The organism is Pseudoalteromonas sp. AS84, assembly GCF_038900255.1.
Taxonomy (GTDB): Bacteria; Pseudomonadota; Gammaproteobacteria; order Enterobacterales; family Alteromonadaceae; genus Pseudoalteromonas.
Window position 1 is genome coordinate 185,557 of record NZ_JBBMQY010000007.1, and the last position, 20,664, is coordinate 206,220.

A 20,664-nucleotide genomic window follows, 5' to 3' on the forward strand; every position below is an offset into this window, starting at 1 on the left:
TTAATCGTTAAATGTTGTCGGTAGCTCTACAAACTCTACCCAGTATTTTCCTAGCGTTTTCATCAAATCAACCAAACCATCAAACGTTACTGGTTTTGTAATATAAGATGCAGCACCTAAGTTATACCCTTTAACCATATCTTCTTCTTGCTTAGATGTAGTTAAAATAACGACCGGAATTCCCTTTAAATTAGGGTTCCCTTTTATAGCTTCAAGCGCTTCACGGCCATCCATTCTTGGCATATTTAGATCAAGTAATATTAATCCTGGTCGCGGCGACACTGTTTTATCTTCAAACTTACCTTTACGTTCTAAATATTCAAGTAACTCAACGCCGTCTTCTACAAAATGAAGCTCGTTAAGTACACGGCTTTCGGCAAGGGCATCTTGTGTTAACAAACGATCATCTTCATCATCGTCTGCCATTAAAATAGTAATCGGTTTTACTTTTGAATAGGGCATTTAAGCCTCTCCTTGCAATGTGAAAAGCTCAGCTTCCACAGGTAGTTTAATAATGAAGGTTGCACCTTCACCGTCTTTACTTTGGGCTGTAATTGTTCCGCCATGGCGTTCCACAATACGCCTACATACAGAAAGGCCTATACCCGTACCTTTATACTCTGAGCGGCCATGTAAACGCTGAAACGGTACAAATATTTTATCGGCATAGTCTTGTGAAAAACCAATACCGTTATCTTCTATAGTAATAACTTGAAAGCTTAAATTAGCATTATAATCCTCGCTAAAAATGTCTTCATGCTGGTAACTGATTTTTATATGTGGACTTACATCTGGGCGTCTAAATTTAACAGCATTCGACAACAAGTTTAAAAACAACTGCTGCATTTGGCTTTTATCAGCCTGAATAACTGGTAAATCCTCTACATCAACTTGTGTATTAGACTCGCCTATCGCAATTTCTAAATCACTGAGTATATCGGTTACAACGTCGTTTAAATTTGTATCATCAAAATCTTTACCACGGGTGGTAATACGTGAAAACTCTAGTAAGTCGTTTATTAAATTAGACATGCGTTGCGCCGCATTTTTCATGCGTCCAATATAATCAATACCCTTTTCACCAAGCTCATCCTTAAACATAGTTTCGAGTCGGTCACTAAATGCTTGAATTTTCCTAAGAGGCTCTTGTAAGTCATGGCTTGCAACAAAAGCAAACTCCTCAAGCTCTCGGTTACTTCGGCTCAGTTCATCAGAATACAAAGTTAGCTCTTGTGTACGCTCAGACACTTTAGTTGCTAATGTTTCGTTTTGTTTTTCAAGCTCAAAGCGATACCGTGCCGCATTTCTTAAATTAAGCCGCGTCATTACAAACATACCTATAATAAGTAATATGCTTGTGACTGCTGTAATAGCAAACGTGATTTTAGCTTCATTCTTAATTTGCGCTAACTTTGAAAAATGGCTCACTTTAAAGAGTAATTCACGGTCTTGAATTTCATTAACATACTCTCTAATTTGCTTATAAAGCTCCCTGCCTTTATGTGTATTTAACACATACAATGCACGCCTTTCTCTATCATCAAGTGCCAGGTTTACGGTTTGTTTTAGCTCTTTAATTTTACTATCGACAAGTACAAGTAGTTGGGCAATACGCTCAGCTTGGCCATCAATTTCAGAGTGCAACGACTTAACATGATCTGTCTGCGCTTCAATTTGCCCAACAGCATCGTAGTAAGGCGTTAAATAGTCAGTCTCTTCTGTTAATAAATAGCCACGCTGGCCTGATTCAGCCTGAACTATTGACAAATGTAGTTGCTCAATTGCTGTTGTCAGCATATTAGTGTTGTCTAAACTTTTTTGGGTTTGTGTTAAACCTTGAATCGTATTCAATGCTAAAAATGCGTTACCCACAATAATACTCAACACAACAACTATAAAAGCTGCCCAAGTAATATTCGCTTTCCCTTGATGTTCTTGTTTGCTCATTTAGCTTCCCGAATTAGCGTTTATACAACACTTAATATTTATTGAGAGTCAGTTATTTTTTGTAAACTTTCACTACACTGTTGACAGTTGTTAATAATCTTATCAAGCGCATCTAACGCTTTTTCTTTTGGCATATCGTTTTCGAGTACCAACTTAATAAGCTCTGCATTCATCGATATACGATTAAGCGGCGCTCTTGCATCGTGTACTAATTTGTTTAGCTGCTCTGTTTGGTTATCGGATGTCATGCCCTTCCTCAAATCTATTTGTATTCGCCAATACCGCCATATGCATTAAGGCGGTTATAAAGTGTTTTAGTACTAATGCCCAGCATTTGTGCAGCAAGCGTTTTATTACCTTGCACCTTATCAAGCGTTGCATGAATAAGCTCTTTTTCAACTTCTTCAATAGTTTGCCCTGCTGATACTGGTTTATCTGCAGTTTGGTTATTAACACGTGAAAACGGCGACTCTAAGTTATCAGGTAAAATAATATCGCTAGTTTGCGGGTCACTCATAATGAATGCTCGGTGTATTGCGTGGCGAATTTCGCGCACATTACCTGGCCATTCATAGCTTTGCAGTTCTTTAAGCTGTGCGGGTGTCCAACTAAATGCGGTACCGTTTTCATCATTAAGCTGATCTAAAAATGCTTTCGCTAATAAAGGAATATCTTCTTTTCTGTCGCGTAGTGGCGGTATATCAATAGGGAAAACAGCCAACCTAAAGTAAATATCTTCACGAATAATATTATTTTGCGCTAAATCAGTAAGCGAGCGGTTAGTAGCCGAAATAACACGACAATTGGTTGGTATTTCTCTGTTACCACCCACGCGTGTTACTTTTTTAGTTTCAAGCACTCGCAGTAAATTTGGCTGCATATCAATTGGCATTTCGGTCACTTCATCTAAAAACAAAGTACCGTTGTTTGATTGTTCAAATACACCTTCTTTGCGGGCTATAGCACCGGTAAAGGCGCCTTTTTCATGGCCAAATAATTCACTACCTATTAATTCTTTTGAAAGCGCACCACAGTTGCTCGCCACTAACGGGCCTTCGCACTGGCTTGCGTTATGAATAGCCTGAGCTACAACTTCTTTACCTGCACCACTTTCACCCATCAACATTACATTGGCATTTGTTTTAGCAACGCGTTCAATCATATTGTAAAGCTTGTGCATTACTTCTGATTCGCCAATTAAACCACCAAAGTGACGCGTTATACCGCCCGACTTTGCTTTTTTAACTGCTTTTTTAGGGCCATTTAAAACCAGTTCTAAATCTTCGCGTTGTAATGGCTTTAATAAATGCCCTACATTTGGCTCACACATCTCAGCTAAAATGCCCTTAACTGAAGGATGACCCGATATAAGTGTAATTTTTGGAGATTGCCCAATCGTTTTTAGGTGGTCAAGTAAGTGCAAACCGCTACCATCAGGTAACATAAAATCAAGCAGCACATGGTCAAAGGTATTATTTTCAAACCATTGATGTGCTTCTTTTAAACTGGTGGCGGTGCTTATATTGTGGCCGAGGAATTCGACTATGTGGCATACAACGTCACTAAACTCGACGTCATCGTCTACTAAAAGTATGTCTAACATGATAAATCCCTATGCTTTTTTTCTTATTCTACGCATCCTAAATATTAATTTAAAGGCGCACCTAGAATCTAATTACTTAAATAGTTAAGTAATCCAATACTATCTATTTTACCAACTTAATATTTACGTATGCTTAAAAAAAACGATCACAAATTACGAAAAATAATTAAAATCGTTTCTATTTATAGAATGGTAGCAACTGTTATCATTAAAAACCTAAAAAAGGAGACGAAATGCAGCAATTAAAAACCTTAATACATTCAGGTATTAATATTGACCAAGGCAGTCAATTTACCCGTTTAACGGCTCGCGCCATTGTTATTAAAAATAATAAAATACTTTTAATGTATACAAACCGTTATGAAGACTACAGTTTACCTGGTGGTGGAGTAGATGAAGGCGAAAGTATTGAGCAAGGTTTGATGCGTGAACTAAACGAGGAAACCGGTGCACAAAAAATAAGTGTTGTTAAAGCCTTTGGACTCTATGAAGAATATCGCCCTTGGTATAAAGACGACTTTGATATTATTCATATTAAATCGTATTGCTTTGTATGTAATATTGCCGACGAGTTTGGCAAAGCACAGTTAGAGCATTATGAGCAGCAAAATGGCATGACCGCTAAATGGGTTGATATTAACGACGCAATTGCACATAACGAACGCACACTTGCTAATAGTGAAAAACAAGGACTCTCCATTTTACGAGAAACCTACCTATTAAAACGTATTGCTAGAGAACTTCTATAAGTTAAATAAACATGAGCAATCACCCTTGTAACTTTTGCATAAATCAGAACTTTTTACTGCCTTGGATAATATATTTACAGTAGTAAAAAGTTATCAGCAGAATAAAAATCCAAAATAGCCATTATATTTCAACAACTTGAAATTAATTAACATTGCTTTTTTGATATTGGCTTTTGTTTTGCACCCTTATAGATAATTAATTTGTAAGGAGATAGAAATGAGTAACACAGTTAAAACGATTAATCCGGCAACTGAGCAAACCATTGAAACCTATACGCTACTTTCTCAAAAAGAAGCTGAACAGGTAATCGAAAAATCTCACGAAACATACTTAAAATGGCGCTTAACGTCGTTCACTGAACGTGCGAGATATCTTAATAAGTTAGCCTCACTTTTCGAAGAGCAAAAAGAATCTATTGCAAAACTCATGACCGAAGAAATGGGTAAAGTATACGAGCAAGGCTTTCAAGAAGTTGAACTATGTGCAGCTATTTGTCGTTACACCGCCGAAAACGGCCCACAAGTACTTGCTGACGAAGAACGTGATATGGACGGCGGCCGAGCAATTATTAGCTACCAACCAACGGGCGTATTATTAGGTATTCAACCGTGGAACTTCCCGCTTTATCAAGTAATTCGTTACAGTGCTGCCAACATCATGGCGGGCAACACAACCGTATTAAAACATGCTGGTAACGTCTTTGGCATGGCTGAAAAAATTGAAGAGCTATTTAAACAAGCTGGTTTCCCAGAGTATTGCTTTAACAATTTACTTATCGACGGCAAAACCGCCAGTTCTCTAATTGCACACAAAGCAATTAGCGGCGTAACCTTTACGGGTAGTGATGCGACAGGTAAAAAAGTAGCTGAAGAAGCGGGTAAACACGTTAAAAAGACAGTGTTAGAGCTTGGTAGTAATGACGCTTACTTAGTACTCGATGACGCCGATTTAGAGCTTGCAGTTAAAACCTGTGTAACAGGTCGCATGATCAATAACGGCGAAACGTGTGTTTCAGCTAAACGCTATGTTGTTGTTGAGTCACTTTACGATGACTTTAAAGCGCAAATTAAAGAGCAGTTTGAAGCCATGAAAATGGGCGACCCAATGGCAGATGACACAGACTTAGGTCCAATGGCCCGTGAGGATTTACGCGACGGTATTCACGACCAAGTAATGGAATCAGTTAAAGCAGGTGCAAACATAGTAACGGGTGGCGAAATACCATCGCAAACAGGTTACTACTACCCACCAACACTACTTGATAACTTATCGCCTGGCATGCCTGCGTACGATGACGAACTATTTGGTCCAGTTGCTTCACTTATTAAAGCGAAAGACAACGACGACGCAATGCGCATCGCCAACGACTCTCGCTACGGTTTAGGCGGTGGTATTTTCTCAAAAGATGAGAAAAAAGCCATTGAGCTTGCTAAAAAGCACTTTGACACAGGTATGATCAACATTAATGGCTATGGTTTAGCACAGCCTAACTTACCGTTTGGTGGTGTTAAAGGCAGTGGCTATGGCCGAGAGCACGGCGGCTTTGGTATGCGCGAATTTGTGAATGTTAAAAGCATTATGATCGCTAGCTAATTTAGCTGCATAAATGAAACAAGTGTTTTAAATAGATATTTTTAATACGTGTTTAAATACAAAAACTACTAAGCCTAAAAGTGGGTAACCGCTTTTAGGCTTTTTTTATAGCTTTTAGAAAGTAATTTTCAGGAGGCAGTACTTAGTTTTTAGTAAGAGATAGTACCGAGCTTTTAGTAGGAGATAGTACCGAATTTTGGATATATCCGTAGGTGCGATTTTACATCGCACTTTTAAGAATTAAATATCCTTCAAAATAAAAAGTTACAAGCTAACCATTGCTACTTCATTAAATTTTAATAATTTAAAACTCACTTCACAATTTAGCTTATTTAATAAAACGTAAGCACGGCTGCTTTTATCGGTATTTAAATTGCGCTAAAAAACCTGTTAAGCAGTATATTTAAAGGCATAAACATAGTGAGGACTATTACAGAAAAACATCACAAATATGATGTTTAAACAGAGCTAGAGCAAGTACTATTAAGCCCAGAGCTAACTATTGATATGTAAAGCTAATACCTGACAGAAAGAATGAGCGATAACCAGTCATCTAGGTGAGTCGTCATTAACTTAGTAAGAATAAGAGGAAACTTTTCCCTTTTTCATATGTGTAAATAAACTACAGTAAGCATAATATTTATAGCTGGCAATAACTTACACTATTTGATAATAATAGTGGCTCATAGAATAAGGACATTTCCCGTAAAAACAGGGGAAGTGTCCTCTGATAAAGCTGTTATATAGTAACTGGAATCTTATATGTGGATTAAAAAATTTTGGAAGCCTCTCTTGTCTTTATTCGTGGTAGTAACAACATTAGTCGTCGCCATATTTTTATACGTGAGCGTTTTTAATGGTTCATTATCCAAAAATTCCAATGATTGGGGATCATTTGGCAGTTACTTGAGCGGTACTGCTGGTGTTGTAATTGCACTGTTTGCCGTCATTTGGCTTATTTATTCGGTAAGCATCCAAAAGGAAGAAATTGAGAAACTTAAAATTGAATTAAATAAATCAGCAATAGAACAAGAGCAACAGACTGAAATTAGCGCTTTAACTGCATTAATTAGTTCTTACGGCACTGCTGCTCAGGTTACACAATTGAAGCTAAATGGTTGCAATGACGGAAGTAATCATACGTTAAAAAATGAAACAATTGATTCTATAAAGACCCAGTTAGAGCATGAGCTTGCAAAAGTAAATGAGTATACCGCTAATCTTGAAGCAAAACTCGTAAAACGTATATAAAAATACATTTAAACGTAACAAAAATAGTGGGTTATGTTTTGCTTCGCTACACATTTTAACCCACTATTTCTGCCGGCTTAATGCGGCGTTAGCTTCCATATAGTGTTATGCAACCAATCTTGACTGATAAAATTGAAGTTGCTAGACAACAGATACCTCAGGGAGTGACTTTATTTTTTAAGACACGAGATTTCGTGGTCATTCATACAACGCGGTAAGTCGGGTTGTTTCTAGCCAATTCATCATTTTTGTCGGATGGCATGGCTTCGCCACTTATCCGACCTACGTCAAAAGGTAGGTTGGTTAAGCCGAAGGCGCCACCCGACAGAGCTCAGATTTACACCTTGAAGGTTCGCTATTGGCACTCTCCAGCCATTCGATGGCATAAAATACTGATTATAATTGGCAAGGTATTTTACTGTGTCGGATGGCGCTTCGCTTATCCGACCTACACAAGCTAATAAGCTACGACTCCTTTTCAAACCTTGGTACTTTTCGCTTGTCTGCTTTACTCATAGCAAGCTCTTGGATTTCTTCTTGCTTAAGTTCATCGGGTTTATCTTCTAGCGACTCCTGATTAGCATTCTCAAAAGAAAGCTCAGTGAGCAGCGCAAAGTGATCAGAACCGTATTTAGCTAAGCGCTTAATACGCTTTACTTTAAACCCTTGGCTGTGAAATAAGTGATCGAGCGGCCAGCGCATAAAAAAGTAACTTGCATGAAAAGTATTATAAAACCCACGACCTTTTCGAGGGTCTAAAAAGCCACTTATTTGCATAAACAAACGGGTGCTACGCGACCATGCAACATCGTTTAAATCGCCAGCAACGATGGTAGGCCGTGTAGGGTTTTTGAGTGCTTTAGCCACCATTATTAGCTCAGAGTCGCGCGGGCGCGATGAGTCTTCTTCCGTTGGGCTTGGTGGTGCGGGGTGAATAAAATGCCCTTGCATTTCAAGGCCTTCATCGTTTTCAAACAGTATATGAATAGAAGGAATGTCGTCTTCTATTAACTCACATATTTGTGCATCAAGTATTTTAAACTTACTGTATAAGTGCATGCCGTAACGATTATCTTTAGGGCACTCTATGTAATACGGGTAATTTTTTTTAATGACTGATAATTTATTTTCCCACCAGCTATCGCTCTCAAGTGTAATAAGCAGGTCAGGTTGGTGCTCATCAACAAGGCTAATTAACTGCTCACTTTTATGGTTCGACATAAGTACATTTGCCGACATAATCCTTATACTATGGTCTATATGCTTAGGTGCGCTTTGTACTTCTTTTTTAGCAAGCCACGTATACGGGTAAATCCATTTACCTTGTAAAAACATTATAAGAAATGATGTTAAAGCTATAAATACATAACCTATTGCGCTACTTTGCCATAATAAAAACAACGAAGTAACGGCTACAAAACTGGCAATATAAAATACCTGTAAGCGCACAAAGTCGCAGCTACGCACTAAGTAATGCTGGCTGTACGACATAGGTAATAAGGTAACCAGTAAAAAAAAGCCAATAATTATAGCCAGCGCAATGAGCATTTTAATATCCTTATAAAGTTAATTTAGCGACTTAAAATTGAAAGTATTTCTCGAGTATCGTGCACCATATGGATAACTGTACGGTCTATTTCTATACTCACTGTACCATTATCTCTAGAGCGTTCAATCACTCTACCTCTTTTGTATAAATCGCGTTCTAAAAAGTCGCCTCGGTGATAGCTTTTACTTAGCCCTGGTGGCGTCCAACCTGCGCGAATTAGTTGCTTTGCCTCTTTTTTAGAAAGGTAGCCATTGTCGTTATGCTTATGCGAATGATGATTTTTATGGCCATGTTTATGACCATGCTTATCTTTATGTGGTTTTGCGTCTGCACTGATCGAACATAAAGCCAATACTATTAGTGCTGTGTATATAGGTGCTCTCATAAATAATCTCTAGCATAATTAATAGCTAGAGGTTAACAAATACGGATGAACATCGTATGAAACAACTAACACCTATTTAACGTTGTTTATATTGAGTTTTACAATGGCTTCGCATAATAGCGGGATCGCGCAATTTTAAATGTTTTGTTTTACGCCCTGCATGGCGCTTACGCCAAACTTTAAAACTGCCTTTTGAAATATTGTCGCGCATAAAAACCACCAGCTGCGGATACTTTAATCCGTATAGCTGCTCTATTGCCTCGTAGGGGGTTCTATCTTCCCACGCCATTTCGATAATGCGTGACTGCTGCTCTGGATTAAACATGGTATATCTCACAAAATTTAACTTATACGCTAGGTAAAAATACTTAGATCAATGCAATTTAAGCTCAGTAACTGTATAATTAGCGTTCAGATTATGTATTTAAATGGTATCGAATTTATATTTATGCGCGCAATATTTCTGTTTTTAGCTTTAACTTTTCCCTCGTTATTACTTGCAGCGCCAAGTAAAACTCTGCGCTGCGTTACAACGCACTACCCTCCTTTTACTATTTACGATGAAAAAGCCGATACATTTACAGGTTTAGATATTGATTACATTAAGTTTATTGAAAAAAACTTAAACCTCAAAATTGACGTTATTCATTTACCTTGGGCGCGTGTTAAAAAAGAGATGGAGCTGGGCTATTACGACTGCTATTTTTCATTGGCCAACTATAAAGAGCGTACAGAATATTTAGACTTTACTAGCGAGCCTTTGCATACCACTAAGTTTGGTTTATTCACGTTAAATGAAGATAATCTGCTTATTGATGATTTATCAAAAGCCGCTATAGCTATGTTACGCGGTGTTATTCTTCCCAAAATTATCGCTAAAAAGTACAGCCTTGATGAGAATAACCTGCTGCGTTCACTTTCAACTAAAGACACTTTTGAGCTACTTGAAAAAAAACGCGTTGAATACGCAATAACTAACTATCAAGCGGGTTTGTGGTACTCAAAGGAATATAAAAAAATTTATGCTCGGCAATTAAATGAGTTTACATTTCCTACTTACATTGCTTTTAAGCGTGGCGTAATTGATACAAAATTAGTTGATGAACAAATAAAGCGTTTTAAAGCACAAGCTCAATAATTAACTCTGCACACATTAAGAGATAACCAATGTTTACAAAACTACCAAAGTGGGTTGAATATGGCGCGTTTACACTGGCATTTATAGCGGGCATAGTTAACGCTGTAGGCTTATTAGGTTTTGAGCATCAAGCCATTTCGCACTTATCAGGCTCTGTTACTTTGTTGGGTATTAAGCTAATGAGCAATACCTCAGCCGCTTTGCTGTTATTTAGCATACTCATTAGCTTTATGTTGGGCTCGGCGCTTTCTGGTTTTTTACTTGCAGGGCGTTCATTAAAACTTGGCCGCCATTACGACACGCTCTTATTTATTGAAGGCGCTTTACTGTTAGCAAGTGCCTACCTACTTAATCAATCTTACGTTTATGCAATTACGCTTGCCTCTGCTGCTTGTGGGTTACAAAATGCGTTAGTCACTAATTACAGTGGCGCGGTCGTTCGTACCACACATTTAACGGGTATTTTTACTGACCTTGGTTTAATGATAGGTAAAGCACTTAAAGGTGAGCAATTTGATACGCGTAAAGGCGTTATGTTTTTACTTATTATTGCAGGCTTTTTATTAGGCGGTGTAGCCGGTTTTGTTTTATTTGAGCATTACTTAGTGCTGGCTTTGGTGTTTCCTGCTGCGGCTTGTTTTGTTTTATCAATTACGTATCGGGTTTATAGGTTACGTACGCTTTAACGCAACGAGTTTAAAAGCACATTAAAACCGCATATTATAGAGGCAATGCAATATAGATTACTTTCAAGGAATGTATGAAACCTTATTTTTTGCCGCTGTTATTACCCTTCAGCCACACTGCGTTTGCCAACAATCAAAATAATGATGCAATAGAAACCATAACAACCACTGCATCACGTATTGAAGCGCTATCTACCCCACTCCCTTTATCAATAAGCACACTAAATCAAGCACAGCTAAATAGCATAGCGCCTACGCATATTGAAGAAGCCCTGCAACGTGTAGCGGGTGCTAATATTCAACGCGGAAATGGCCAAGAGTATTTACCCGCGCTTCGCTCACAAGTGCTTTCGGGCGCAGGCGCTTGTGGTGGCATATTGACTCTAGAAGATGGCATACCACTGAGAGCCGCTGGGTTTTGTAATATAAACGAGCTATTTGAAGCACACAGCGAAATGGCGCAGCGCATAGAAGTACTCAAAGGCCCTGGCTCTGCACTTTATGGCTCAAATGCTGTGCATGGTGTTATTAATGTAATAACGCCCGATACCACGCAAGGCGGTGGCTTAGTTGGTTTAGATTACGGCTCGTACGGCTATACTCGCTACAAATTACGTGCAGGACAAGATTACGGCAACAGCGGTATAGGCATTAACGCAAGTATTACCGACGACAGCGGTTACCGCGACGACGAAAGCGTAGAGCAACAAAAAGTTAATATTCGCCATCGCTATTCAAATAATAATTTATTACTGACCTCAGGACTTACTTACACAAACCTCGATCAGCAAACGGCTGGATTTATTACAGGTTTTGAAAGTTACAAAGATGAAGATCTCGCGCAAAAAAACTTTGACCCAGATGCATTTAGAAAAGCACGCGCATTTAGAGCGTGGAGCAACGCAACATGGCAATTAAATAACAATGACGTGCTCTCTACTACGTTATATTTTCGTGACCAAAGCATGGACTTTTTTAAGCACTTTTTACCCGGCACACCGCTTGAAACAAACAGTCAAACTGGTTTTGGCGTACAATCGCTTTATCAACATAATTTACAAAGCAATATAAAAATAAACCTAGGGCTTGATGGCGAATACACGCAAGCCGACTTTACTCAAAGCCAAAATGAGCCCACGCAAGGTTCTGCATTTTTAGTCGCTACAGTACCCCAAGGTAAGCATTACGATTACGATGTAAACGCTACGCTTTATGCCCCTTTTGCATCTGTAGATTGGCAATTAAATAAGTGGTTACTAACAGCTGGTGTGCGCTACGAGCATATGCAGTACGACTACACCAATAATATGCTTGCAGGTAGAACAAAAGACGATGGCACAGAATGCGGCTTTGGTGGCTGCCGATACAGCCGCCCTGAAAGTGCTAAAAATAGCTTTAGTAATCTATCGCCAAAGCTTGGGTTGAGTTATCAGTACAATACAAATAACACGCTTTATGCGAACTTTTCTCGCGGTTACCGCGCCCCACAAGCCGCTGAGTTATACCAATTACAACGCGAGCAAACTACTGCAAATTTAAGCGCCGAAATAGCGAATAACGCAGAACTAGGTATTAAAGGAATTTACGAAAAACTACGTTATGGTGTGTCGGTTTACGCTATGAGTAAACACAATACGATTTACCGTGATAGTGACTTTTTTACGGTAAATAATGGCAGCTCTCGCCATCGCGGTATTGAGCTTGAACTTGATTACCAGCTTACAAATACACTCTCACTCAACTTTGCAGGCACGCACGCAAAGCATACTTATACTAACAACCAAATTCTTAACGGTTTAAATATAAACGGCAACGACATAGATACCGCACCGCGTAATATTGCTAATCTCGATTTAACATGGCAAGCACTAAACAATGTACAATTTGCTTTGCAGTGGCATCGCGTTGGTAACTACTACACCGACCCAGAAAACTTAAATAAATACCAAGGGCATGATGTTTTAAGCCTGCGCGCGCAGTGGCAAGTTACCAATAATCTTGAAGTACTTGCTCGCATTATTAATTTAACCAATGAAGCTTATGCAGAGCGCGCCGACTACACCAGTTTTACCGGCGACAGATACTTCCCGGGTAGACCTCGAAACGCGATGCTTTCGGCAACTTATACGTGGTAATGCTTATTTAAGGGCTAAGCTAATTTAACTGATTTAAGTCGCTCATGTATTTCATGGGCGACTTTTTCATTACCTTTTTAAACATAGTAATAAATGCACTCACCGACTCATACCCTAGTAACTCCGACACCTGCTGCACACTTTGCTTATCTGAAAGCGCTTTTAAGGCTGTAATTATATGCAATTGCGTACGCCACTTTCCAAATGTCATGCCGGTTTCTTTTTTAATTAACCGCGCTAATGTGCGCTCAGTTAATGCAAACTGCTTAGCCCATTGTGGTAATGTTTTTCGATTGTTTGGCATGTTTATTAACTGATCGCTCATGGTTTGAATTACCTCGTTTCTAGATAATACAAAATCAAGTGGCTGTATGGGCATTTCAATAAGTTGATCAAACAACACTTGCGCTAAACGTGCTGGTTTACTATTTAAAGCATAGTGCTGATTATGCCCAGCCAACTCGCACATTAGCTCTTTAACCAGTGGCGTAATGGCTAATGTACACGTATTTAGCGGCATACCGTTTTTACTACTATCAACAAATAAATGACAGAGCTTTGCGTTATCAGACGCCCTATTACTATGCACTTTTTGTGCGGGGATCCAAATTGCACTGTGCGTAGGCACCATCCACATTTTTGCCGACACTTCGCAGGTTACATAACCATGCAGGGCTAAAATTAATTGCCCTTTAGGATGGGTATGCAGTGGTATTTCGTGACTTGCATGGGCGTGCTCTATTTTGGCTATTATGGGCTGCGCCATAGTTTCAAAACCTTTAATGTCGTCCCAGCCAATTGCATCAAACATAGTTTTGTCTGTTTTTAGTTATTTAATGTCATTATCTCTAAATTATAGTTTTTGCTAAGCCTTTATACTAGCGCTCATTATGCATTAGTAACAACTCAACTTTAATGGCCTTCTCTTTTGTTAAATAACACACCTAAATCACGCTTTGCTGGCATATTGCTAGTACTTGGCATATTGCTTATTGCCGCCAATTTACGTGCAACATTTACAGGTATTGCACCTGTGCTTGAACAAATTATTAATCACTTTGGGTTAAGTGCTTCGCAAGCAGGTTTTTTAACAACACTGCCACTCATTGCCTTTGCGGTTATATCGCCAATGGCCGCAACTCTTGCTAAAAAACAAGGTTTAGAGCGCACCTTATTTGTCGCTTTATTATTTATACTTGCTGGTGTTGCAGCACGGGTAATAAATACCTCGGCCATGCTGTTTGTGGGTACCGCTATTATTGGTGTGGGTATTGCTATAGCAAACGTATTATTACCGAGTTTAATTAAGCGCGACTTTCCTGCAAAGGTCGCGTTAATGACCTCAGCCTACGTGCTTACTATGGGCGTGGTATCGGGTGGATTTTCTACTTTAGTATTCCCGCTGAGCCAGCTAAACGGATTAGGATGGCAACTTGCGCTGGGCTCATCAGCTATTATTACTCTGGCGAGTATTATTGTATGGATGTCGCAATTAAATAAGCATACAAAACCCGCGAAAATTGCTCAGCACGCTAACACTTCAAAAAGTGTATGGCGTTATTTACTAGCATGGCAAATTACCCTACTGCTGGGCTTAAACTCGTTTTTAAATTATATAATTATTACGTGGTTACCCAGCATATTAACCGAAACAGGTCACTCAGCTACCCAAGCGGGTGCTTATCATGGTGCTTTTCAAATAGCGACTGCATTACCGGGTTTAATATTAATTCCGTTACTTGCTAAATTAAAAGATCAAAGCGCGCTTAGCTTTATTTTAGCCATGTTGAGTGCGCTTAGCGCGTTGGGGCTACTCTATATGCCTAACTTTGCTTTTGTTTGGACCCTAATGCTAGGTTTTTGCTCTGGCGCGTGTTTTATATTGGGGTTGTCGTTTATTAGTTTACGAACTGACGATTCGCAACAAGCAGCGTCGCTTTCTGGTATGTCGCAAAGTGTAGGTTATTTACTTGCCGCTATTGGGCCTATGCTAGCTGGTGCATTACACACAACGACGGGAAGTTGGAGTGCGCCATTATGGCTGTGCGCTATTGCCGGAGTACTGTGTGCTTTATGTGGTTTAGGCAGCGGTAAAAACACCACTTTAGCTAAATCAGCTAACGAGTTGCTGTAACCACGAAAACAGGCCAGACGAAGGTTTGTTACTCGTGTGTTTTTGCTCATATCGTTTATTAGTTGCTTCGCGCTGTTCACGGCGCTCTTGTGCTAAATTAGCTTTTGCGGCAAAACGTAGGCGTTGCTCTTGAGTTAGCTCATCATTAAAACTAATGGCTGTTTTTTTAACTGCTCGGCTGCTTTTAGGTGAACTACACATAATATTTCCTCTGTTGTGTAACTACTAAAATAGACAGCCTTTTAGCAAATAAAATTTCAGAAAACTTAACTTTTAATTTAAAGTGAGCCTATACACTCAACTTCTACTAAAGAATCAAGCGCTAACGCCTTTACAGCAAAAGCACTACGTGCAGGATACGGCGCACTAAAATACTGAGTGTAAATGGCATTGAATGCTTTAAAGTCGTTAATATTGGTAAGCATAACGGTGCATTTAACTATATTGCTCATACTGTAGTTATGCTGCTCTAAAGTGCGTTTAATATTTTCAAGTGTTTGTTTAGTTTCACCTTCAAAACCACCAGCCGCTAACTTACCGGTTGCAGGGTTAATCCCTATTTGCCCCGACATATAAAGCGTATTACCGGCTTTTACTATTTGCGAAAATGGTAAGTTAGGATTAGCTTTGCCTGTATTTAAAAAGTCGACATTACTGGGTTTTGCCTGCGCAAAACCAGTAAGTAGTACGCTTGCTAATAAGGCTGTTTTCATCAGTGAGTTCATCATCTGGCTTACCTTATTTTTGTGGTGTGGTTTCAAAAGCAGGAACTTCGTGTAAATTATTTAACCATGTAAGCGTTGATTGTGACCAAATTTGTGCAGACGGTTTAAACTCATCGCGCTGATCAACCGCACCAATACGCAACCCATAAACACGACCTTCTTTTTCTGCATTTGTAGCATAAAGTGTTGTACCACATGTGCCACAAAAGCCCTGCGCACGCTTGTTACCACTTTGGGCTGTTTTAACAAACTCTTTTGGCTCACCTTGGGTAAACACAACCGAGTTTGGCTCTGCAATTATAACGGCTCTAAATGGGCCGCTCGACATACGTTGGCAATCGCTACAATGGCAAACAAGTGCGTTGTTATTTTGAGACTTTGCTTGGTATTTAATTTCACCACAGTAACAGCTTCCAGTAATTTCCATTATTTAAATCCTTAATGCTTATGAAGATTGAATCGAGATATAAGACCGGCAATATCGATTCATTATTTTTAAAATATAAAAAAACTGCTCGCCGGTTCATTTGTATATTCGGTTAGGTTTTTTAATTTTTTGAAAGTGATTTTTTAAAAGTTGAGCAAGTGCTACAAACATGATCCGATGTTTTAAATAAAACAGCAATACCACGTTAAGCTAATAGCGTAACGTGGTGTGTTTAAGCTATTTTTATACCAATTCGCTTAATTAAGTTGTCTATTTTGAGGTAAGAAAACCGTGTCGATAACCAGGCAAAAATTTCGTTATTTAGTTGTTCTCGGCAATTGCTCCTGCATTGCTCTGCATCCATGCAGTCGTATATGAGAAGTTTTTAACGTAGTTAACCTGCGGTTTAATCCCTCAAATTAATTAGGTATTATTGCGGGTCGGTATTAATGTGCGTTTAAATAGTCAATGGCTAATAAGCTAAGCGCCTTAGTCCCAACCTTAAAAGATGATTCATCAGCATAAAAATACGGTGAATGATTACTGGCAACCGTTGCTAAATCTTGATCTGCGGGTGTGCCTCCCAAAAATACAAATACACTCGGTATTTCGAGTGCATAAAACGAGAAGTCTTCTGCGCCCGTTATTTTATCCATTTCAATTACATTATTTTCACCAGCCGCTTTTTTTAGGCTAGGTAACATTTTTGCCGTTAACTCTGGGTTGTTAACCGTTACAGGGTAACCTTCGTGAATATGTACATCAGCTGTAGCACCCGATGACTTAGCAATATGCATTGCTGTCGTTTTTATTTTTTCAAATATTTGCGCACGGTTGTCCATATCAAAGTTACGAATAGTGCCTACCATTTCAACTTCTTCAGGAATAATATTATTACGTACACCACCCGCTATCTTTCCAAATGAAACAATTGCCGGCTCTTTAGTAATATTAATTTGACGGCTTACAATATGGTTTACGCCTGTAACTATTTGCGCAGCGGCTGCAATTGGGTCAACTCCAGTCCAAGGTGCAGAGCCATGAGCTTGGCGACCATGCACAGTAATTTCAAAACTATCAGCACTCGCCATTGCAGGACCACTCCTAAAACCAATCTTTCCGCTATGTAAGCTCGACGTTATATGTAAGCCAAAGGCCGCATCGGGTTTATACTTATCAAATATTCCCTCTTTTAGCATTAGCTCAGCACCGCCTTCCTCTCCTTGTGGCGCCCCTTCTTCTGCTGGCTGAAACACAAACATAACATTGCCATGTAATTCGTCTTTCATATTAGCAAGTACTTCTGCGGCGCCCATTAACATGGCTACGTGGGTATCGTGCCCACACGCATGCATAACACCTACATCAACGCCGCGATAATTAGTTTTTTTGGTTGATTTAAATTCCACATCGGCTTTTTCGGTTACTGGAAGTGCATCCATATCGGCGCGTAGCATAACGGTTGGACCTGGTTTACCGCCTTTTAAAATACCTACAACCCCCGTATAAGCAATGTCAGTTTGTACTTGCATACCGAGAGATTTTAAATGTTTGGCGACTATACCAGCCGTACGGGTTTCGCGATTACCAAGCTCAGGATTTTGATGAAAGTCACGTCGCCAATCAATAACCTGTTGTTCTACACTTTGAACTTGTTGGTCAATGTTTGCACTTGCATTAAAAGTACTCAATGCAGCTAACCCTATCGCGAGTGAAATAAGCGAGCGTTTCATGTTCTATCCTTTATTTTTATTGTAATTAAGTCAATAACAACCTATGGATTTTTACTATATGCGCCCCGGTAGAAAAAGTAAATTACGATTCACATTATTACATTGAGATAAAATGCTAATCTTTGAGTATTTTTACAAGCACACTTACCCAAAGCTCTTTATAATCACATTATAAATGTGCTATCTCAGCTATTGTGTCATCTATTGAGGTTATTAATGTCTTCGTCATCAACTCACAAAAACAGTGTATTAATTGATATTTGGCAATCGTTTTTCGCATTACCTAATTGGGTTAAAATATGGGTAGGACTGTGGCTTGTACCAGTTAATATGCTTACTCTTTGCTTTATTACTCAGCCTTCGGGGTTGTTAATAGCGTGCCTTGCCTTCGCCGGCTTATTACCAAATATAGTGGTGATGGTTTATAACCGAGGCTTTTCAAGGTTAATGGCTTTGCCTCACTTACTACCGTGGACAATACTGCTAGGTGTTGTTTACAGCACGCTACCTTTAAGTAATGGACTCTACACTGCTTTTTTATGGGTGCTATTAATTACAAACTTCATCTCTTTATTATTTGATTACCCCGATAGCTATAAATGGTTTAAAGGCCAAAAAGAGGTCGCTGGTAAATAAGCCAAAGTAGCTAAAAATAACTGACTAAGTACACATTAATTAGTCTGCTTGTGCTTTATAAGCATTTGCGTTTTTAATGCTGTCAAAATCGTTAAAGCGCACTTTATTTTGCGCCATTACTTTAAGTATTTTTTTACTTAGCATTTGGCGTAAATAAAACGGCTGATTTGGCACAAAATGATGGATGGTATGCGTTTTACCAAAGTTAAAACAAAACAAGTGAAACGGCATAAATAAACGACTCGTTAGTACGTGTGTTTGTTCAAGCATATTATTAACGCCGCCATAGTAATGCATGCTTGAGGTAACAAAATTAAGTGAACTTGAGCGAATAATATTGGGCGCAATAAGTACGACCATTAAAAATTCAAACACACTCATTGTACTTAACAACCAGTTAGGTGAATTTAGCGCAAGTGGTATAAATAAATCAACGATATGAAATAAAATAACGCTATATAAAACAGCAAAATACGCAGTCGCTATCGGAAACCCCGCATTAAAAACACTCGAAAAACTAAAGCCATTAATTTCTTTTCTAAAACGTTTAGTAGAAATAACCAACCCTAATAACCCATCTACAATAACTAGCGCACGAAAAAATGGACTTTTAATACCGTTACCCACCAAGCGTTCTTCTAGGTCTTGTTGTGTGCCTGAGGTTTTGTGATGGTGTAAATGCATTTTACGTCGGTACCATGGGCTAATAGTATTTGGCCGCATTAACCATACTGTTAGCATCATAAAGTTATGCATGAACGGCTGATTACTAAAGTATTGTTTATGTATAAGGTCGTGCTCTAATTCATGCGAAATAGACGCCGCAATAGCCGCAAGTACTATACATACCCAAGCAGGTATGATGGCTAAATAATATAAAACACCAACACTAATTAATGCGCTAAGCGATAGCAATAAAATAATTAACCCTAAGGCATTTTGATGTGCAAGTAATGGGTGCTTTTGACGAAGTGATACTTCTTCTGCCTTAATTGCTTTAACAATCGCTTGAATGTTCTGCTTGGCACTTAATTGAGTCATGATTATTATTTATTTCAGAGTAGTCTATTAATTACTATCATACCTTAATCAAATGTATGTTAGAAATTGATAGTTAAATAGCTACCGTTGGCAGCTATTTAAAACTAAATACTACTTAGTTTTCGTATTATCAACTTCATAAATTGGATTGCCTTCAACTTCAAAGTAAGACTGTCCATAAATTAATGGGATATACCACTGAACAACTTTAACGGTAACGTTTGAAAGACCCACCGCCGAAGGCGTTTGCTCGATAGCATTATCCATGGCCTCTTTCATGTTAGATCTTCCCGTTGGAAAAATTAAAACAGTATGTTTAACATCCTTACCAATCACGCGTGTGTCATAATCAACTTTGTGATTGCTGTTTGTATGATTCATATTTTTTGTAGAGGCAACTGTAAAATCGCCAATACGGTGAGTACAACCAGATAAAGCCATTGCACCAACCAACAAACCAATTACTTTTTTCATTACTCTTCCTTTGCTTCATATTTACTACCCAACACTTGGGCGACTTCTAAATTTAGTAGCTTGATACCCAAAAATATAACTATGACCATTAATCTTAGGCATAAAAAAACCCTAACCAATTTGGTTAGGGTTATAAAAAGTGGTACCAGCGGCCGGACTCGAACCGGCACTCCTTTCGGAAGGGGATTTTGAATCCCCCATGTCTACCAATTTCATCACGCTGGCATAATTTTTCTTTAACCTTCTAAATACAAGAAGATAAAGAAAAACCACTTTAGAGCTAAGGATTATTTATATGCCCTCGTCTCTATGCCAAAGCATTATACAAACAATAGAGTTAGCGGCAAGCGTTTTATGACATTAGCGTGATCAACCGCTTAACAATTAGACAATTAGACAATTAGACAATTAGACAATTAGACAATTAGACAATTAGACAATTAGACAATTAGACAAT

22 protein-coding genes and 1 tRNA gene are annotated in these 20,664 nt (G+C 38.8%); 8 read left to right on the forward strand and 15 right to left on the reverse strand.

The window, feature by feature from the left end:
• The 4 genes from WNY79_RS09845 to WNY79_RS09860 are packed head-to-tail and all read right to left on the reverse strand — an operon-like array spanning position 1 to position 3,550.
• Positions 1-462, reverse strand: a complete 462-nt coding sequence (locus tag WNY79_RS09845; RefSeq protein ID WP_002958089.1) for a response regulator — start codon at positions 460-462, stop codon at positions 1-3.
• Positions 463-1,947 (reverse strand): ATP-binding protein, encoded by a 1,485-nt coding sequence (locus WNY79_RS09850; protein WP_342875760.1) that lies wholly within the window; start codon positions 1,945-1,947, stop codon positions 463-465.
• Positions 1,948-1,985: 38 nt separating this feature from the next.
• A complete protein-coding gene (locus WNY79_RS09855; protein ID WP_007581523.1) occupies positions 1,986-2,195 on the reverse strand; it encodes a histidine kinase dimerization/phospho-acceptor domain-containing protein in 210 nt (69 codons plus the stop codon).
• A 14-nt stretch (positions 2,196-2,209) separates the two neighbouring features.
• Positions 2,210-3,550: a sigma-54 dependent transcriptional regulator gene (locus tag WNY79_RS09860; protein WP_002958086.1), complete on the reverse strand. Its 1,341-nt coding sequence runs from the start codon at positions 3,548-3,550 to the stop codon at positions 2,210-2,212.
• Between the two features lie 233 nt (positions 3,551-3,783).
• Here WNY79_RS09860 and WNY79_RS09865 point away from each other — a divergent pair, with 233 nt between their 5' ends.
• From WNY79_RS09865 to WNY79_RS09875, 3 genes are all read left to right on the forward strand, one after another.
• Complete coding sequence (locus WNY79_RS09865) at positions 3,784-4,299, forward strand: NUDIX hydrolase (RefSeq protein ID WP_342875761.1); 516 nt, start codon at positions 3,784-3,786, stop codon at positions 4,297-4,299.
• A 217-nt stretch (positions 4,300-4,516) separates the two neighbouring features.
• Entirely contained in the window at positions 4,517-5,893 is a 1,377-nt protein-coding gene (locus tag WNY79_RS09870; protein WP_002958084.1) for an NAD-dependent succinate-semialdehyde dehydrogenase, read from the forward strand.
• A 762-nt stretch (positions 5,894-6,655) separates the two neighbouring features.
• Positions 6,656-7,144: a hypothetical protein gene (locus WNY79_RS09875; RefSeq protein WP_342875762.1), complete on the forward strand. Its 489-nt coding sequence runs from the start codon at positions 6,656-6,658 to the stop codon at positions 7,142-7,144.
• Positions 7,145-7,609: 465 nt separating this feature from the next.
• Here the strand turns inward: WNY79_RS09875 and WNY79_RS09880 are convergent, their stop codons facing one another.
• The 3 genes from WNY79_RS09880 to WNY79_RS09890 form a co-directional block, all read right to left on the reverse strand.
• Positions 7,610-8,692: an endonuclease/exonuclease/phosphatase family protein gene (locus WNY79_RS09880; RefSeq protein ID WP_342875763.1), complete on the reverse strand. Its 1,083-nt coding sequence runs from the start codon at positions 8,690-8,692 to the stop codon at positions 7,610-7,612.
• A gap of 23 nt (positions 8,693-8,715) precedes the next feature.
• Positions 8,716-9,078, reverse strand: a complete 363-nt coding sequence (locus WNY79_RS09885) for a hypothetical protein (protein WP_294121609.1) — start codon at positions 9,076-9,078, stop codon at positions 8,716-8,718.
• Between the two features lie 76 nt (positions 9,079-9,154).
• A complete protein-coding gene (locus WNY79_RS09890) occupies positions 9,155-9,403 on the reverse strand; it encodes a TIGR03643 family protein (RefSeq protein ID WP_076923647.1) in 249 nt (82 codons plus the stop codon).
• Between the two features lie 123 nt (positions 9,404-9,526).
• Between WNY79_RS09890 and WNY79_RS09895 the strand changes: the two genes are divergently transcribed.
• The 3 genes from WNY79_RS09895 to WNY79_RS09905 all read left to right on the forward strand — a co-directional run bounded on the left by WNY79_RS09895 (position 9,527) and on the right by WNY79_RS09905 (position 13,037).
• The gene (locus tag WNY79_RS09895; protein ID WP_342875764.1) at positions 9,527-10,216 is read left to right on the forward strand and encodes a transporter substrate-binding domain-containing protein; all 690 of its coding nucleotides are present in this window, start codon (positions 9,527-9,529) and stop codon (positions 10,214-10,216) included.
• Positions 10,217-10,245: 29 nt separating this feature from the next.
• Complete coding sequence (locus WNY79_RS09900) at positions 10,246-10,902, forward strand: YoaK family protein (RefSeq protein ID WP_294121613.1); 657 nt, start codon at positions 10,246-10,248, stop codon at positions 10,900-10,902.
• A gap of 74 nt (positions 10,903-10,976) precedes the next feature.
• On the forward strand, positions 10,977-13,037 hold the full coding sequence (locus WNY79_RS09905) for a TonB-dependent receptor (RefSeq protein WP_342875765.1): 2,061 nt from the start codon (positions 10,977-10,979) through the stop codon (positions 13,035-13,037).
• 19 nt (positions 13,038-13,056) lie between these two features.
• Here the strand turns inward: WNY79_RS09905 and WNY79_RS09910 are convergent, their stop codons facing one another.
• On the reverse strand, positions 13,057-13,848 hold the full coding sequence (locus tag WNY79_RS09910) for a helix-turn-helix transcriptional regulator (protein ID WP_342875766.1): 792 nt from the start codon (positions 13,846-13,848) through the stop codon (positions 13,057-13,059).
• Positions 13,849-13,965: 117 nt separating this feature from the next.
• Here WNY79_RS09910 and WNY79_RS09915 point away from each other — a divergent pair, with 117 nt between their 5' ends.
• The gene (locus tag WNY79_RS09915; RefSeq protein WP_342875767.1) at positions 13,966-15,171 is read left to right on the forward strand and encodes an MFS transporter; all 1,206 of its coding nucleotides are present in this window, start codon (positions 13,966-13,968) and stop codon (positions 15,169-15,171) included.
• On the opposite strand, the gene WNY79_RS09920 is transcribed toward WNY79_RS09915, so the two are convergent.
• The 4 genes from WNY79_RS09920 to WNY79_RS09935 all read right to left on the reverse strand — a co-directional run bounded on the left by WNY79_RS09920 (position 15,151) and on the right by WNY79_RS09935 (position 18,056).
• Positions 15,151-15,372, reverse strand: a complete 222-nt coding sequence (locus WNY79_RS09920; protein ID WP_076923652.1) for a hypothetical protein — start codon at positions 15,370-15,372, stop codon at positions 15,151-15,153. The genes WNY79_RS09915 and WNY79_RS09920 overlap by 21 nt on opposite strands.
• Positions 15,373-15,449: 77 nt before the next feature.
• Positions 15,450-15,899 carry a Rid family detoxifying hydrolase gene (locus tag WNY79_RS09925; RefSeq protein ID WP_342875768.1) on the reverse strand — a complete coding sequence of 150 codons (450 nt, stop codon included), beginning with the start codon at positions 15,897-15,899 and terminating at the stop codon, positions 15,450-15,452.
• Positions 15,900-15,909: 10 nt separating this feature from the next.
• Positions 15,910-16,323 carry a GFA family protein gene (locus tag WNY79_RS09930; RefSeq protein ID WP_024598859.1) on the reverse strand — a complete coding sequence of 138 codons (414 nt, stop codon included), beginning with the start codon at positions 16,321-16,323 and terminating at the stop codon, positions 15,910-15,912.
• Positions 16,324-16,769: 446 nt separating this feature from the next.
• Positions 16,770-18,056: a M20 family metallopeptidase gene (locus WNY79_RS09935; RefSeq protein WP_342875769.1), complete on the reverse strand. Its 1,287-nt coding sequence runs from the start codon at positions 18,054-18,056 to the stop codon at positions 16,770-16,772.
• Positions 18,057-18,272: 216 nt separating this feature from the next.
• Between WNY79_RS09935 and WNY79_RS09940 the strand changes: the two genes are divergently transcribed.
• Complete coding sequence (locus WNY79_RS09940; protein WP_342875770.1) at positions 18,273-18,692, forward strand: hypothetical protein; 420 nt, start codon at positions 18,273-18,275, stop codon at positions 18,690-18,692.
• Between the two features lie 39 nt (positions 18,693-18,731).
• Here WNY79_RS09940 and WNY79_RS09945 read toward each other — a convergent pair whose 3' ends face one another.
• From WNY79_RS09945 to WNY79_RS09955, 3 genes are all read right to left on the reverse strand, one after another.
• The gene (locus WNY79_RS09945; RefSeq protein ID WP_342875771.1) at positions 18,732-19,733 is read right to left on the reverse strand and encodes a fatty acid desaturase; all 1,002 of its coding nucleotides are present in this window, start codon (positions 19,731-19,733) and stop codon (positions 18,732-18,734) included.
• Positions 19,734-19,844: 111 nt separating this feature from the next.
• A complete protein-coding gene (locus tag WNY79_RS09950) occupies positions 19,845-20,207 on the reverse strand; it encodes a hypothetical protein (protein WP_197101207.1) in 363 nt (120 codons plus the stop codon).
• Positions 20,208-20,347: 140 nt separating this feature from the next.
• A tRNA-Leu gene (locus tag WNY79_RS09955) sits at positions 20,348-20,432 on the reverse strand.
• Between the last annotated feature and the right edge of the window lie 232 nt (positions 20,433-20,664).

Bases quoted from the DNA above. Each gene is read 5' to 3' on its own strand.
- WNY79_RS09845 (WP_002958089.1), bottom strand. From the start codon at position 462: ATGCCCTATTCAAAAGTAAAACCGATTACTATTTTAATGGCAGACGAT.
- WNY79_RS09850 (WP_342875760.1), bottom strand. From the start codon at position 1,947: ATGAGCAAACAAGAACATCAAGGGAAAGCGAATATTACTTGGGCAGCT.
- WNY79_RS09855 (WP_007581523.1), bottom strand. From the start codon at position 2,195: ATGACATCCGATAACCAAACAGAGCAGCTAAACAAATTAGTACACGAT.
- WNY79_RS09860 (WP_002958086.1), bottom strand. From the start codon at position 3,550: ATGTTAGACATACTTTTAGTAGACGATGACGTCGAGTTTAGTGACGTT.
- WNY79_RS09865 (WP_342875761.1), top strand. From the start codon at position 3,784: ATGCAGCAATTAAAAACCTTAATACATTCAGGTATTAATATTGACCAA.
- WNY79_RS09870 (WP_002958084.1), top strand. From the start codon at position 4,517: ATGAGTAACACAGTTAAAACGATTAATCCGGCAACTGAGCAAACCATT.
- WNY79_RS09875 (WP_342875762.1), top strand. From the start codon at position 6,656: ATGTGGATTAAAAAATTTTGGAAGCCTCTCTTGTCTTTATTCGTGGTA.
- WNY79_RS09880 (WP_342875763.1), bottom strand. From the start codon at position 8,692: ATGCTCATTGCGCTGGCTATAATTATTGGCTTTTTTTTACTGGTTACC.
- WNY79_RS09885 (WP_294121609.1), bottom strand. From the start codon at position 9,078: ATGAGAGCACCTATATACACAGCACTAATAGTATTGGCTTTATGTTCG.
- WNY79_RS09890 (WP_076923647.1), bottom strand. From the start codon at position 9,403: ATGTTTAATCCAGAGCAGCAGTCACGCATTATCGAAATGGCGTGGGAA.
- WNY79_RS09895 (WP_342875764.1), top strand. From the start codon at position 9,527: ATGCGCGCAATATTTCTGTTTTTAGCTTTAACTTTTCCCTCGTTATTA.
- WNY79_RS09900 (WP_294121613.1), top strand. From the start codon at position 10,246: ATGTTTACAAAACTACCAAAGTGGGTTGAATATGGCGCGTTTACACTG.
- WNY79_RS09905 (WP_342875765.1), top strand. From the start codon at position 10,977: ATGAAACCTTATTTTTTGCCGCTGTTATTACCCTTCAGCCACACTGCG.
- WNY79_RS09910 (WP_342875766.1), bottom strand. From the start codon at position 13,848: ATGTTTGATGCAATTGGCTGGGACGACATTAAAGGTTTTGAAACTATG.
- WNY79_RS09920 (WP_076923652.1), bottom strand. From the start codon at position 15,372: ATGTGTAGTTCACCTAAAAGCAGCCGAGCAGTTAAAAAAACAGCCATT.
- WNY79_RS09925 (WP_342875768.1), bottom strand. From the start codon at position 15,899: ATGATGAACTCACTGATGAAAACAGCCTTATTAGCAAGCGTACTACTT.
- WNY79_RS09930 (WP_024598859.1), bottom strand. From the start codon at position 16,323: ATGGAAATTACTGGAAGCTGTTACTGTGGTGAAATTAAATACCAAGCA.
- WNY79_RS09935 (WP_342875769.1), bottom strand. From the start codon at position 18,056: ATGAAACGCTCGCTTATTTCACTCGCGATAGGGTTAGCTGCATTGAGT.
- WNY79_RS09940 (WP_342875770.1), top strand. From the start codon at position 18,273: ATGTCTTCGTCATCAACTCACAAAAACAGTGTATTAATTGATATTTGG.
- WNY79_RS09945 (WP_342875771.1), bottom strand. From the start codon at position 19,733: ATGACTCAATTAAGTGCCAAGCAGAACATTCAAGCGATTGTTAAAGCA.
- WNY79_RS09950 (WP_197101207.1), bottom strand. From the start codon at position 20,207: ATGAAAAAAGTAATTGGTTTGTTGGTTGGTGCAATGGCTTTATCTGGT.